The following is a 14,317-nucleotide window of genomic DNA, read 5'->3' on the forward strand; positions in this document are numbered from 1 at the left end:
CCTCAGTTAAGCACCGCCTCGATCGGCAAAAAAGTGGCGTATACGCCTAATTGCCGGCGCTTTCGCCTTGCCTATGACAAAGCACCCGGCGATACAGCGCGGCCTGCAGCTCCTCGAACTTCACCGGTTTGCCCAGGTAGTCGGTCAGTCCTGCCTCCAGGTCAAAGCCCTGGGTCGAGGCCACCGCGACCAGCACCGGCAACTCGGCGTGGCCCGGCAGCGCGCGGATCTGGGCACATACCGATACCCCGTCGATGGGCGGCAGCGGGCAATCGAGCAACACCCCGTCAAACACGTCGCGACGCAGGCATTCCAGCGCCGCCGGACCGCTGTCGACACTGCGCACCTGATAACCCAGCTTGAGCAACATGCCACGTACCACCAACTGATTGATGCGGTTGTCGTCGACCAGCAGTACCCGGCAATCCTGCGGCAAGCGCAAGCCCGCAAGCGGCTTGGCCTGGTCCGCGACCGGTTGCTCACTCACCACCTCGAACGCCACGTCCAGCTGAAACCGACTGCCCTGGCCGGGCTCGGAACGATGGGTCAAGCGCCCATCGATCAGCTCGACCAATTGCCGACAGATCGCCAGCCCGATCCCCAGCCCGCCGTACTCGCGGGTCATCGAGCCGTCGAGCTGGAAGAAACGCTGGTACATGGTGGCCTCGCCCAGGTCGGTGAAGCCAATGCCGGTGTCGATCACCGCGAAGGACACTAGCTGCCGTCCCGCCTCGCCCGGCTGGCCGCTGACCCGCAAGGCCAGCCCGCCGACACGGGTGAACTTGATGGCGTTGTCCAGCAGGCACTCCAGGCACTGCGCCAGCTTGTCACTGTCACCGTACAGCCGGTCCGGCAGCCCCGCCACGACCTCGACCTTGAACTCCAGCGCCTTGCCTGCGGCGTTGGCGGCGAACTGCTGTTGCAGGGTGTTGACCACCGAACGCAGGCTGAACGCTTGCGGGTAGGTCTTGAGCCGGCCGGCCTGCAGTTCAGTGAGGGTCAGGATGCCGTTGACCATGCGCATCATGTCTCGCGCCGCACCCGCGGCCGTTTGTTGGTACTGCTCGAGTTCCGGGTCAAGCTCGACGGTCTGCATCAACTCCAGGGAACCGATCACGCCGTTCATCGGGGTGCGCAATTCGTGGGTCAGCGTCGCCAGGAACTCGTCCTTGAGCTGGTTGCTATGGGCCAGTTGCTGGTTCAGCACTTCGAGCTTCTGCCCGGCGTCGAACAGCGTCTGCGCTTGTTGCTCACGCATAGCATTGATGCGGTCGGCCAGGGCCAGGGACAGCAGCGCCACTTCAATGGCCGAGCCGATCTGACTGGCGTACATGGTCAGGAACACATTGGGCAAGTAGCCCAGGACCATCAGGGTGTTGACGATGCCGCCGAGCAGGAACGCCGACCAGGCAATGATGAAATACCGCGCCACCCGCTGCCCACGCCACCAGGCGAAGATCCCGGCGGCAAAGATCACCACGGTGAACACCAGTGCCAGCACGGTCGCCAGGCGCAGGGCCAAGGCATAACTGGTCATCAGCGACAGGCCGACGACCAACGCACTGTAGGCAACCAACGCCAACAGCAGCCGATCGAGCCAGCGTGTGTGACTGGCGGTTTGCAGGAAGCTGCGGGCGAACTGGCTGCCGAACAGCCCGGCACAGCCAATGAAAAAGGGGGTCGAGGCGTTGGTCCACCAGGGATTGTTCGGCCAGAAGTACTGCGCCGCGGCGCCGTTGACCGACAGTTGGTAGAGACCGAACGAGGCTATATAGAGGATGTAATAGAGATAACTGGTGTCACGCACGCTCAGATAAATGAACAGGTTGTAGACCAGCATGCCCAGCAGCACACCGTAAATCAGCCCCAGGACATACAGGCGCAACGGCTGGTCTTCCAGGTAGGCGGTACTCGACCACAACGTCACCGGGGCTTGGATCGAGCCCTCGCTTTGCAGGCGCATATAGAGGGTTTTCTGTTCATTGGCGGCAAAGTCGAGCCCGAACAGGTAGTTGTTCTGACGAATCTCGCGGCTGGCGAACGGCAAGGCATCGCCGGTGCTGCGGGCCAGTTGATAGGCGCCGCTGCTGTCCGGCTGGTACAGATCAACGTGGTCGAGGGGCGGATAGGCCAGTTCCAACAACCAGGTGCGCTGGGCGGCCGGGTTGTAGGGGCGATAGCGCAGGTCGATTTTCAACCAGAACACCGAACGGGAGTAACCGGCATTCAGCGTGGCTTTGTCGTGGGCTTTGAAGTGGCCGGCAGCGGCTTGCGCCAGGACATCGGCGATGGTCGCAGTGCCTGCGACGTCCTCGTAGACCTGCAGACTGCGCCCCAAAGGAAGGCTTTGGGTGAACTCATCAAAATCGGCCGCGCTCGCCAATAGGGGCAAGCACAATAGCAACATCAGCAAATAGCGCATAAAGCCCCAGCGTGGCCTGTCCGGTTGTGTCAGGAAGCCCCCATTCCTTTTGAGCAGACGTAAAACCGGCATTACCTGTTATTAATTTGGATCCACTCTAGCATAGCCGTTGCTGGCCATTGAACACCACTGAGAATATTAGTTAAAAGGCTCTAGAACGGTACTTTCAGAACATTCAAAACGAACAATAGCGGTGAATCCGGGCAGATTCTGCCCCGCCTCCCCCGGCATCCCCCTCATCGCGGAACGCTCCGCGCCTGGGCAGCGGCGGCAAGGACGGAGTCATGACCGGGTGGCGCACCGAATAAATCTGTTTGGTGGTAAGCTCGCGCACCATGAATATCTACAGCTCTCGCCCCGTTGTCCTCTGTCTCTCCGGCCATGATCCAAGTGGTGGTGCCGGCTTGCAGGCAGATATCGAAGCCCTGCTCGCACAGGGCTGTCATGCGGCCCCGGCCGTCACCGCCTTGACTGTGCAAGACACGGTCAACGTCAGTGATTTCCGCGTCCTCGACCGTGAGTGGGTGTTGGCTCAAGCCAATGCCGTGCTCAACGACTCGCAGGTTGCAGCGGTCAAGCTGGGCATGCTCGGCTCACTGGAAATGGTCGACACCGTGGTCGAACTGCTCAAGGCGCATCCACACCTGCCCGTGGTCTGCGACCCGGTGCTGCGCGCCGGCGGCGGCGGACGTCTGGGCAAGGACGAAGTCGGCTACGCCATGCGCGAACGCCTGCTGCCATTGGCAATCATCGCCACCCCCAACCTCCCGGAAGCACGCATCCTGGCCGAACTGCCCGACGGCAGCGCCGATGAGTGCGCAGAAAAACTGCTGCCCTACGTCAAGCACCTGCTGATCACCGGCGGTCACGGCGACGAACACGAAGTCCATAATCGCCTGTACAGCCGTGATGGCCGCAGTGAAACCTTTACCTGCCAGCGCCTGCCCGGCAGCTACCATGGTTCCGGCTGCACCCTGGCCAGCGCCTTGGCCGGTCGCCTGGCCCAGGGCGAACACCTGGCAAGCGCGGTCAAGTCGGCACTCGATTACACCTGGCGCACCCTGCGCGATGCCGAACAGCTGGGCAAAGGCCAGTTCGTTCCGCGCCGCCTGCCGCTGGATTTCTGCTCGTAACGCCATGAGGCCTGCCCGATGAAATTACGTGGCCTATACGCCATCACCGACAGCGCGTTACTGGACGGCAAACTCCTGTCGTACGTGGAGGCCGCGCTGGACGGCGGTGTCACGTTGCTGCAATACCGCGACAAAAGCACCGATGAGGCCAAGCGCCTGCGTGAGGCACAAGCCTTGCGTGAGTTGTGCGAGCGCTACCAGACCCAACTGATCATCAACGACGACGCCGAACTGGCCGCGCGCCTGGGCGTCGGCGTGCACCTGGGGCAAACCGACGGCCCGCTGACCCCGGCGCGCTCACTGCTCGGGGCCACAGCGATCATCGGCTCGACCTGCCATGCGCAACTGGCGCTGGCCGAACAGGCCGCCCGTGAAGGCGCCAGCTATGTCGCCTTCGGTCGCTTCTTCAATTCCACCACCAAGCCTGGCCCCCCCACTTGCAGCCTCGCCCTGCTCGACCAGGCCCGCAGCACGCTGGCGCTGCCAATCTGCGCGATTGGCGGCATCACCCTGGACAACGCCGCGCCCCTGGTGGCCCACGGGGTGGATCTGCTGGCGGTGGTTCACGGCTTGTTTGGTGCCGACAGCCCACAAGCGGTGACCCGTCGCGCCCGCGCCTTCAACGATTTGTTCAAATCCTGATGTTTGAGAGCCCAATCATGTCTCGTTCCGAAACCCTGTTTGCCAATGCCCAGAAACACATCCCCGGCGGTGTGAACTCGCCCGTTCGTGCGTTCAAGAGCGTGGGGGGCACCCCGCTGTTCTTCAAGCACGCCGAAGGCGCCTACGTCACCGACGAAGACGACAAGCGTTATGTCGACTACGTCGGTTCGTGGGGGCCGATGATCCTCGGCCACAGCCACCCGGATGTGCTGGACGCGGTGCGCAAGCAGCTGGAGCACGGCCTGTCCTACGGCGCGCCGACGGCGATGGAAACCGAGATGGCCGACCTGGTCTGCTCGATCGTGCCATCGATGGAAATGGTGCGCATGGTCAGCTCCGGCACCGAAGCCACCATGAGCGCCATTCGCCTGGCCCGCGGCTTCACCGGCCGTGACAGCATCATCAAGTTCGAAGGCTGCTACCACGGCCACTCCGACAGCCTGCTGGTCAAGGCCGGCTCTGGCCTGCTGACCCAGGGCGTACCCAGCTCGGCCGGCGTCCCCGCAGACTTTGCCAAACACACCCTGACCCTGCCGTTCAACGACATCGATGCGGTTGAAAAGATGCTCGGCGAAGTCGGCCAGCAAGTGGCGTGCATCATTGTCGAGCCGGTGGCCGGCAACATGAACTGCGTACCGCCGGCGCCAGGCTTCCTCGAAGGCCTGCGCCGCCTGTGCGACCAACATGGCGTGGTGCTGATTTTCGACGAAGTGATGACCGGGTTCCGCGTGGCCCTCGGCGGCGCCCAGGCGCACTACGGCGTGAGGCCGGACCTGAGCACCTTCGGCAAAATCATCGGCGGCGGCATGCCGGTTGGCTGCTTCGGCGGCAAGCGCGACATCATGTCGTGCATCGCGCCGCTGGGCCCGGTGTACCAGGCGGGCACCCTGTCGGGTAACCCACTGGCGATGGCCGCTGGCCTGACTACCCTGCGCCTGATCAGCCGCCCGGGTTTCCACGCCGAGCTCAGCGACTACACCCGCCGCCTGCTCGACGGCCTGCAACAACGTGCCGACGCTGCCGGCATCCCATTCGTGACCACCCAGGCGGGCGGCATGTTTGGCCTGTACTTCAGCGGTGCCGACGACATCGTCACGTTCGACGACGTCATGGCCAGCGATGCCAACCTGTTCAAGCGCTTCTTCCACCTGATGCTCGAAGGTGGCGTGTACCTGGCGCCAAGTGCCTTTGAAGCCGGCTTCACCTCCATCGCCCATGGCGAAGCGGAGTTGAAACTGACCCTGGACGCCGCCGAACGCGCATTCGCTGCCCTGAAATAAGTCGTCCACGCTGACGTCGACGATTGTTGACGTCAGCCTTATCCTACATAACGACGTATTTTCTGACTCCGGCGCCTTAAATCTCCGTAAAAGCGGTCGATATAGCCTCCACAGGGCAGAAAAACGAGTAAAGACTTTGTAAGGAAGGTCCTGCTTATTTCATAATGCGCGCTTATTGGATCCCTCGACGGGTCCACGCGCCCTTCAGAGGTAAGTCGATTCTCATGAACCGCACCGGCCGCACCCTTGCCTTGGGCTGCCTGTTGCTCCTTCAGCCGCTGCTCGTGCATGCACAGGAAGGCGGCAACTCGCTGTTGATTCCGGCAATGGGTCGTTGCACCCTCAATACCCAGCCTGAAGACCTGAAGGAGGCACTCCAAGCCTGCCAGACTGCGTCGGACGCCGGGGATGCGGAGGCGCAATACGAGTTGGGCGAGTTCTACTACGAAGGCAAAAGCGCGCCGCGCGATCTCAACCTGGCCCTGAGCTACTTCGAAAAAGCCTCCCTGCAAGGCCACGCCCAGGCGCAATTCAAACTCGGCACCATGTTCTTCCACGGCGAAGGCGTGCCGGCCAACAACGTTCAGGCCTACATCGTGCTGAAAATGGCCGCGGTCAACGGCGCCGAAGAAGCCCTGGACACCGCCGACGAAGTCGCCGAGCACATGCAGCGCGATGAACTGGAAGTCGCTACCCAGGTGCTGGGGCAAATTTTCCGCAAGTACCTGCTGGAGCTGCAAAGCGCGGATGGGCGTACGCCGTTCTCACCGCTGCCCTAAGCCTTCATCTGGTGCAGGCTGGGCATGCTTTTGCATTATCCTGATCAACATCAGCACGCATCCCGTAAGCGAGCCCATGCTCTGGAGCCTCAGATAAAAACTTATATCCGGGGCGCCTGCGCTTAAAAAGTAAATAACCGGAAGCAGCACACACAACATTATAAAAATCATAATCAACTGAGGCGTCAAGGTATCGTGCAGCCCCCGCAAATGAGCCGCGCACAACGCAAGTAAAGCACCACTTATTAAAAAGACAGAAACAGTCAAATAAGCACTCAGATCAACCGCCACCACATCCCCCCCCATCAAAAAGAACAAGTCCCGTCCGAAACACCACACTCCAAACAGTATAAAAGCCATCAACCCAGCCAACCCTATCAGCGCTTTTAAATAGGCGTCAGATCGTTCTAGTGGATGAGTACTCACGTACAGGCTATGGGCTTGCGCACAGGCTAAAACAGGCACCATCAACAACCCTATAACTGACATGAACACCGCAAGCTGAGCAACCCGTGTCGGCGCCAACACCGCCAGCCTTTCATTTAGTAAATAAAAATAGATTTTCTGCCCCGCCAACCCTATTGCAATAGGTGCACCCAGCACCAGAACACGACGCACAATACGCCGACAACACTCCGGATAAAAATCAAACCCACGAGTACGAGAAAGCAACACAAGACAAAATAAAAACAAACACTCACTCAGCGTGAAATACCCCATCCCCCAAAGATAAAAACCTTCAGCACTGCTTATAAAATAGGCCACCAACACATACACGCAGGAAAACAGCACGACACAAAACCGTATCAAGGCACACACTTTCGCACGACCCGTGGACTCATGAAAAGCATGCAAAAATGTGTTCACCACCAATAAAGGTACCGCACATACATACACCACAGACAACACACCAACTTCCTCCGCCCCTATCAATTGGGCGCCGGAAAACGACTTAACTTCAGCCACTAATACCGCACACAGCACTCCAGCAAACACCCCAAGGCAGAATGCCAGGGTAAATCCATTACGAAACAAAAGCCTGCTGCGCAACTCATCAACAGCGACCTCAGCACTTAAATTACCAACGCCCCCCAACAACATCGAGACCAGTGCAGAAACCACCGAAAAAAAAGCCAGAACGTAACTAAACAGCACCAAGCCCGCGGCACTCTTATGCGCCACAAGCGCCAGTACAAAAGAAACACCGAAGAACGGAACAATACGACTTAACAAAAAGGGAACGAAAGACACTCTCATGTATTCAAAATAAGACATTCAGTGCATCTCCCAAATAGACACCATCCTTTCCCCGAACTCCAACTCATGCAAATGCTGAATCACCTCGAATGCAACTTCCAGGCGCCTCAAATCCTGATCATCTCGAACGCCAAAATAGGGGTAGTGATGAAAATAATATCCGAAAATACGCTGGCAATCGGCCTCGTATTGACGAGTGTCTAATATATGCTGATGCCAAACCTCATCAACCTCCAGCATCGGAGGAAGAACCGGATAATCACTTAAGTACTTTTTATTCAAGAAGAGAACGTTTCTATAATACTGAACTGCTATTTCCGCTTCGACTTCCGACCACTTTCGGCACAACAACCTATCTCCCGACACGAGCTTCTCCTGGATAAGATGGAAGTCCATACCATTGATATAAACCACCGCTCCCTCAAGGGTCGGGCATATCAGCCCATCTGATCGCCGCATTGAGTGAGGCAGTGTTTTGGTTATCGCCTCGTAACCATATCTAGATCCTCCACTTTAAGTATTAGCCGCATTAAATGCCGGCAAACAAACAATACTCAATCACACAGGAAGCGCACATAAGACCGAAGCTACAAATACGCCAGTATTATCCCAAGCAACTGCACTAAACCTCTTACATGAAGTACCCGTTATTCAACAGACAGACGAGGAAGTCATAGCTCGCCACTTGCGTGGCAGGGGATAACTTTTCCCAACGCGCAGAAAATCCCGCTCGCCGTCGCCGTCAATGGCCGCGGGCAGAATCATCTGATGCAAAACGAAAGGTTTTTTAAATGAGAGGTTGTTGCTGTCAAGCACGGTGACACGCCCACCATCGCCCCCCTGTAGCAAAGGGGGCGAGGCCATGTGACGGCAACAGGTGCCGTCAGCGCGCTATTGGCAAAACCCTACTTCTCAGGCATTGGCATCGGAAACGGCATGACGTTGCCGACCGCGCCGCGGGCTTCGCTGATTTTCGGGGTGCCCAGGCGTTCGACTTCGTCGATCCGCACAATCGAATGCATCGGCACGAAACTGCGCACCACGCCTTCGAACTGCGCCTTGAGTTTCTCTTCGCTCGGATCGACGACCACTTGCGTGCGCTCGCCAAAGACGAACTCTTCCACTTCCAGGAAGCCCCACAGATCGCTTTGATAGATCTGCTTGGCGTACATTTCGAACACCTGGCCCTGATTGAGGAAAATCACCTTGTAGATTGGGGCTTCACGTTTGGTCATGGTGGGCGGGCAACACATCGGGGGATAAAAATGAGGGCGCGAACTATAGCATAGCCGCTGGACGCACAGCGGTAGGAACCTGGACACATGTTCCCTATAATGCGCGGTTCTTTGAATCGCGTGATGATCCCGTCCATGGCCAAGAAGCTTTACATCGAAACCCACGGTTGCCAGATGAACGAGTACGACAGCTCGCGCATGGTCGATCTGCTGGGTGAACACCAGGCCCTGGAAGTCACCGCCCGCGCGGAAGACGCCGACGTGATTCTGCTCAACACCTGCTCGATCCGCGAGCGCGCCCAGGACCGGGTGTACTCCCAACTGGGCCGCTGGCGCGAGCTGAAGCTGGCCAACCCGGAGATGGTCATCGCCGTCGGCGGTTGCGTGGCCAGCCAGGAAGGCGCCGCCATCCGCGATCGCGCCCCGTACGTAGACGTGGTGTTCGGCCCCCAGACCCTGCACCGCCTGCCGGAAATGATCGACGCCGCACGCCTGACCAAGCTGCCGCAAGTCGATGTCTCGTTCCCCGAGATCGAAAAGTTCGACCACCTGCCCGAACCACGCGTCGATGGCCCGAGCGCCTATGTGTCGGTGATGGAGGGGTGCAGCAAGTACTGCACGTTCTGCGTGGTGCCCTACACCCGCGGCGAAGAAGTCAGCCGGCCGTTCGACGACGTGATCGCCGAGATCATTCACCTGGCCGAGCACGGTGTGCGTGAAGTCACCTTGCTGGGACAGAACGTCAACGGCTATCGCGGCACAACCCACGACGGGCGCCTGGCAGATTTGGCCGAGCTGATCCGCGTGGTGGCCGCCGTCGACGGTATCGACCGCATCCGCTACACCACCTCACACCCGCTGGAGTTCTCCGACAGTCTGATCCAGGCCCACGCCGACGTGCCAGAACTGGTCAAGCACCTGCACTTGCCGGTGCAATCGGGTTCGGACCGGATCCTCTCGGCGATGAAGCGCAACCACACTGCACTCGAATACAAATCCAAGCTGCGCAAACTGCGGGCCGCCGTGCCGGGCATCTGCATCAGCTCGGACTTCATCGTCGGCTTCCCCGGCGAGACCGAAAAAGACTTCGAACAGACCATGAAGCTGATCGAGGACGTCGGCTTCGACTTCTCCTACTCGTTCGTCTATAGCCAGCGCCCGGGCACCCCGGCCGCCGACCTTGCCGACGACACCCCGGAGGAGCTGAAAAAGCAGCGTCTGAACGCCCTGCAACATCGCCTCAACCAACAGGGCTTCGAGATCAGCCGACAAATGGTCGGTTCGACCCAGCGCATCCTGGTCACCGATTACTCGAAAAAAGACCCGGGCGAACTGCAGGGCCGTACTGAAAACAACCGTATCGTCAACTTCCGCTGCGACAATCCGACCCTGATCGGCCAGTTCGCCGACGTGCACATCGATGCCGCGCAGCCACACTCGTTGCGAGGGTCGCTGATCCAGTAACACCGCAGATCACTGTAGGAGCCGAGCGTGCTCGGCGCCTACAGGTCCGGTGTTCGACATTGGGATATTTAAGAGCTTTCGCACCCAGGCCTCTGGCGTTATCCTTGATTTCATCTTAATTACCCAAGGGCGGCTGAAAACAACCTTGAACGCACCCATCGAACCCCATCGTTTTATCCTCGAGCCCTTTGAGGCTCATCGCTTCGCCAACCTGTGCGGGCAATTCGACGAGCATTTGCGCTTGATCGAACAACGCCTGGCGATCGTGATTCGCAATCGCGGCAATCAGTTCGAACTGATTGGCGAGCTCAAGCACACCACCTCCGCCGAATCCCTCTTGCGCCGCCTCTACCGTGAAACCCAGGGTAGCGAGCTGTCGCCAGACATGGTCCACCTGTACCTGCAGGAGTCGGCCGTCGAAGAACTGGACAATCCAGCCCCCGCCGAAGCCGCCGTCGCCCTGCGCACCAAAAAAGGCATGATTCGCCCTCGCGGCTTGAATCAGCAGCGTTACGTGAAGGAAATCCTCGGTAACGACATCAACTTCGGCATCGGCCCGGCCGGTACCGGCAAGACCTACCTGGCGGTGGCCTGCGCGGTCGATGCGCTGGAACGCGAGCAGATCCGCCGCATCCTGCTGGTTCGCCCGGCGGTCGAGGCGGGCGAGAAACTCGGTTTCCTGCCTGGCGACCTGTCGCAGAAGATCGACCCGTACCTGCGCCCTTTGTATGACGCACTGTACGAAATGCTCGGTTTTGAATACGTGGCCAAGCTGATCGAGCGCCAGGTGATCGAAGTCGCGCCCCTGGCCTACATGCGCGGTCGCACGCTGAACAACAGCTTCATCATCCTGGACGAAAGCCAGAACACCACGGTCGAGCAAATGAAGATGTTCCTGACCCGGATCGGCTTTGGCTCGACGGCGGTGATCACCGGCGACATCACCCAGGTCGACCTGCCCAAGGGCACCAAGTCCGGGCTCAATCATGTGATTGAGGTGCTCAAGGACGTACCGGGCATCAGCTTTACCCACTTCAAGCCCAAAGACGTGGTGCGCCATCCACTGGTACAGCGCATTGTCGAAGCCTATGAGCGCTTCGAAAACCGCGCGGCCGATGAAGCTCCCAAGGATAGCCACCGCAATGCTTGAGCTTGACCTGCAACGGGCGACCGACAAGGCCGTCCCCAGCGAAGACCAGTTTCGCCAATGGTGCGAACTGGCCCTGCGCCAGCGTACTGCCGACTCGGAGATGACCATTCGCCTGGTCGACGAAGCCGAAGCGCGTGAACTCAATCACACCTGGCGTCAAAAAGATTACGCGACCAACGTCCTGTCGTTCCCGGCCGACGTGCCCGACGAGTTTCTCGACATTCCGCTGCTGGGCGACCTGGTGATCTGTGTCGCCGTTGTCGAGCGTGAAGCGGCCGAGCAAGGCAAGGCGCTACAGGCCCACTGGGCACATCTGGTGATTCACGGCTGCTTGCATCTATTGGGTTACGACCATATAGATGATGAAGAAGCTGAGGAAATGGAAGCACTGGAACGAACGTTGCTTGCAGAACTGGGTCATCCCGACCCTTATGCGGACGACGAAACCGAAACATCCCCTATCGTTACAACAAAGGATTCAGAGTAATCGCTATGAGCGAAGATCGATCGAGCAACGGGCAGAAGTCATGGCTGGGTAAGCTCACCCAGGCTTTTGCCCACGAGCCGAAGAACCGCCAGGAGCTGCTGGAGCTCCTGCGTGATGCCCACCAGAACAAATTGCTGGACAGCGAAGCGCTGGCCATCGTCGAAGGCGCCATCCAGGTGGCTGACCTGCAAGTGCGCGACATCATGGTCCCGCGCTCGCAAATGGTCAGCATCAAGGCGACCCAGACACCCCGCGAGTTCCTGCCCGCCGTGGTCGACTCGGCCCACTCCCGCTACCCGGTGATTGGCGAAAGCCACGACGACGTGATGGGCGTGTTGCTGGCCAAGGACTTGCTGCCGTTGATCCTCCAGGAGAACGGCGACCGCTTCAACATCAAGGACCTGCTGCGCCCGGCCACCTTCGTGCCCGAGTCCAAGCGCCTGAACGTGTTGTTGCGCGAGTTCCGCGCCAACCATAACCACATGGCCATCGTCATCGACGAGTACGGCGGCGTGGCCGGCCTGGTGACCATCGAGGACGTGCTGGAGCAGATCGTCGGCGACATCGAAGACGAGCACGACGTCGAGGAAGACAGCTACATCAAGCCGTTGCCCAGCGGCGACTTCCTGATCAAGGCCCTGACGCCGATCGAGAACTTCAACGAGTTCTTCGACAGCGAGTTCTCCAACGACGAGTTCGATACCGTTGGCGGCCTGGTGATGAGCGCGTTCGGGCACTTGCCAAAACGCAATGAAATCACCGAAATTGGCGCCTATCGCTTCCGTGTCCTGAACGCGGACAGCCGGCGCATTCACTTGCTGCGCCTGACACCTATTGCCCGGTAACCCTAAGGATTGAAATGCGCTGGATGACCCGCCCCGGCTGGCCCGGTAACTTGCTGGCCGTGGCGGCCGGTGCAATCACCACCCTGGCGCTGGCGCCGTTCGATATCTGGCCGCTGGCACTGCTGGCGGTCGGACTTTTCTATGCAGGCCTGCGCGAACTGACACCCCGTCAGGCGCTGGGTCGTGGTTGGTGCTTCGGCTTTGGCCTGTTTGGCGCGGGCACCAGCTGGATCTACTACAGCATCCATCACTTCGGTGGCGCCTCGGTGCTGCTGGCCGGACTGCTGATGCTGGCGTTCACCGCCGCCATCGCCTGGTTCTTCGCCCTGCCCACCGGGATCTGGGCACGCTGGTTGCGCCGCAACGAAGCACCCGTGGCCGATGCCCTGGCCTTCGCGGCGCTGTGGGTCGCCCAGGAAGCGTTTCGTGGCTGGTTTCTCACCGGTTTCCCGTGGCTTTACTCCGGCTACAGCCAACTCGACGGCCCGCTGGCCGGGCTCGCGCCGGTTGGCGGAATGTGGCTGGTGTCGTTCGCCATTGCCTTGACGGCCGCACTGATCTGCAACGCTCCCCGCCTGCTGCGCACCCGGCGCAAGGGCTTCATCGCCGCCGGCATCTTGCTGCTGGCCGGCCCATGGGTCGCAGGCTTTGCCCTCAAGGGCCATGCCTGGACCAGCCCATCGGGCGATCCGCTGAGCGTGGCCGCCATCCAGGGCAACGTCGAGCAAAGCATGAAATGGGACCCGGCCCAGCTCAACGCACAGCTGGCGCTGTACCGCGACATGAGCATGGATTCCAAGCCGGTCGACCTGTTGATCTGGCCGGAAACCGCCGTCCCGGTGCTCAAGGAGTCCGCCGAGGCCTACCTGACCACCATGGGGAACTTCGCCGCCGAGCGTAATTCCGCGCTGATCACCGGGGTGCCGATCCGCCAGATCGTGCACAACGAAAGGCGCTTCTACAATGGCATCACCGTGCTGGGCGAAGGCGACGGCACTTACCTCAAGCAAAAACTGGTGCCATTCGGCGAGTACGTGCCGTTGCAGGACGTACTGCGCGGACTGATTGCCTTCTTCGACCTGCCGATGTCGGACTTCGCCCGCGGCCCGGCCGACCAACCGTTGCTCCAGGCCAAGGGCTACCAGATTGCCCCGTTCATCTGCTACGAAGTGGTGTACCCCGAGTTCGCCGCCAGCCTGTCGGCCCGCAGCGATCTGCTGCTGACCATCAGCAACGACACCTGGTTCGGCACCTCTATCGGTCCCTTGCAACACCTACAGATGGCGCAGATGCGCGCCCTGGAAGCCGGACGCTGGATGATCCGCGCCACCAACAACGGCGTGACCGGGCTGATCGACCCTTTCGGCAAGATCACCGCGCAGATCCCACAGTTTGAACGCGGCATCCTGTACGGCGAGGTCGTGCCGATGCACAACCTGACACCGTACCTGCAATGGCGTTCGTGGCCGCTGGTCATCCTGTGCCTGCTGCTGTTTGGCTGGGCGCTGCTGGCCAATCGAATTGCCAAGACGGTGTGATCGACAACACACAAACTTATAGGTAGGAGCGAGCCTGCTCGCGAAAGCGGGGTGTCACGCGACA

At 59.9% G+C, this 14,317-nt stretch carries 13 protein-coding genes; 9 read left to right on the forward strand and 4 right to left on the reverse strand.

All coding sequences use genetic code 11. The annotated features are described in order from the left end of the window. Positions 1–46: 46 nt before the first annotated feature. Positions 47–2,422 carry a hybrid sensor histidine kinase/response regulator gene (locus BMW74_RS12640; RefSeq protein WP_093419991.1) on the reverse strand — a complete coding sequence of 792 codons (2,376 nt, stop codon included), beginning with the start codon at positions 2,420–2,422 and terminating at the stop codon, positions 47–49. 335 nt (positions 2,423–2,757) lie between these two features. Between BMW74_RS12640 and BMW74_RS12645 the strand changes: the two genes are divergently transcribed. The 4 genes from BMW74_RS12645 (at position 2,758) to BMW74_RS12660 (ending at position 6,277) form a co-directional block, all read left to right on the forward strand. Further along, complete coding sequence (locus BMW74_RS12645; protein WP_093420512.1) at positions 2,758–3,555, forward strand: hydroxymethylpyrimidine/phosphomethylpyrimidine kinase; 798 nt, start codon at positions 2,758–2,760, stop codon at positions 3,553–3,555. Between the two features lie 18 nt (positions 3,556–3,573). After that, a complete protein-coding gene (gene thiE / locus BMW74_RS12650) occupies positions 3,574–4,197 on the forward strand; it encodes a thiamine phosphate synthase (protein WP_093419996.1) in 624 nt (207 codons plus the stop codon). A 17-nt stretch (positions 4,198–4,214) separates the two neighbouring features. Then, the gene (hemL, locus tag BMW74_RS12655; protein WP_093420001.1) at positions 4,215–5,498 is read left to right on the forward strand and encodes a glutamate-1-semialdehyde 2,1-aminomutase; all 1,284 of its coding nucleotides are present in this window, start codon (positions 4,215–4,217) and stop codon (positions 5,496–5,498) included. Between the two features lie 224 nt (positions 5,499–5,722). After that, positions 5,723–6,277, forward strand: coding sequence for a tetratricopeptide repeat protein (locus BMW74_RS12660; RefSeq protein WP_093420005.1), 555 nt, complete (start codon positions 5,723–5,725; stop codon positions 6,275–6,277). Here BMW74_RS12660 and BMW74_RS12665 read toward each other — a convergent pair. The 3 genes from BMW74_RS12665 to BMW74_RS12675 form a co-directional block, all read right to left on the reverse strand. Beyond that, entirely contained in the window at positions 6,263–7,552 is a 1,290-nt protein-coding gene (locus BMW74_RS12665; RefSeq protein ID WP_093420010.1) for a hypothetical protein, read from the reverse strand. The genes BMW74_RS12660 and BMW74_RS12665 overlap by 15 nt on opposite strands. Then, the gene (locus BMW74_RS12670) at positions 7,553–7,948 is read right to left on the reverse strand and encodes a glycine-rich domain-containing protein (RefSeq protein ID WP_218189037.1); all 396 of its coding nucleotides are present in this window, start codon (positions 7,946–7,948) and stop codon (positions 7,553–7,555) included. 491 nt (positions 7,949–8,439) lie between these two features. Next, the gene (locus tag BMW74_RS12675) at positions 8,440–8,769 is read right to left on the reverse strand and encodes a DUF1820 family protein (protein WP_003185742.1); all 330 of its coding nucleotides are present in this window, start codon (positions 8,767–8,769) and stop codon (positions 8,440–8,442) included. 135 nt (positions 8,770–8,904) lie between these two features. Between BMW74_RS12675 and miaB the strand changes: the two genes are divergently transcribed. The 5 genes from miaB to lnt all read left to right on the forward strand — a co-directional run bounded on the left by miaB (position 8,905) and on the right by lnt (position 14,253). Beyond that, the gene (miaB, locus tag BMW74_RS12680) at positions 8,905–10,233 is read left to right on the forward strand and encodes a tRNA (N6-isopentenyl adenosine(37)-C2)-methylthiotransferase MiaB (protein WP_175479205.1); all 1,329 of its coding nucleotides are present in this window, start codon (positions 8,905–8,907) and stop codon (positions 10,231–10,233) included. A gap of 145 nt (positions 10,234–10,378) precedes the next feature. Next, the gene (locus tag BMW74_RS12685; protein ID WP_093420025.1) at positions 10,379–11,383 is read left to right on the forward strand and encodes a PhoH family protein; all 1,005 of its coding nucleotides are present in this window, start codon (positions 10,379–10,381) and stop codon (positions 11,381–11,383) included. Next, on the forward strand, positions 11,376–11,870 hold the full coding sequence (ybeY, locus tag BMW74_RS12690) for an rRNA maturation RNase YbeY (protein ID WP_093420029.1): 495 nt from the start codon (positions 11,376–11,378) through the stop codon (positions 11,868–11,870). The genes BMW74_RS12685 and ybeY overlap by 8 nt, the downstream gene beginning before the upstream one ends. Positions 11,871–11,875: 5 nt before the next feature. Further along, positions 11,876–12,715 (forward strand): HlyC/CorC family transporter, encoded by an 840-nt coding sequence (locus BMW74_RS12695; RefSeq protein WP_093420034.1) that lies wholly within the window; start codon positions 11,876–11,878, stop codon positions 12,713–12,715. Positions 12,716–12,729: 14 nt separating this feature from the next. Continuing rightward, positions 12,730–14,253, forward strand: coding sequence for an apolipoprotein N-acyltransferase (lnt, locus tag BMW74_RS12700; RefSeq protein ID WP_093420039.1), 1,524 nt, complete (start codon positions 12,730–12,732; stop codon positions 14,251–14,253). The last annotated feature ends 64 nt before the right edge of the window (positions 14,254–14,317 follow it).

The sequence above is a fragment of the Pseudomonas sp. ok272 genome, from assembly GCF_900109995.1.
Lineage (GTDB): Bacteria > Pseudomonadota > Gammaproteobacteria > Pseudomonadales > Pseudomonadaceae > Aquipseudomonas.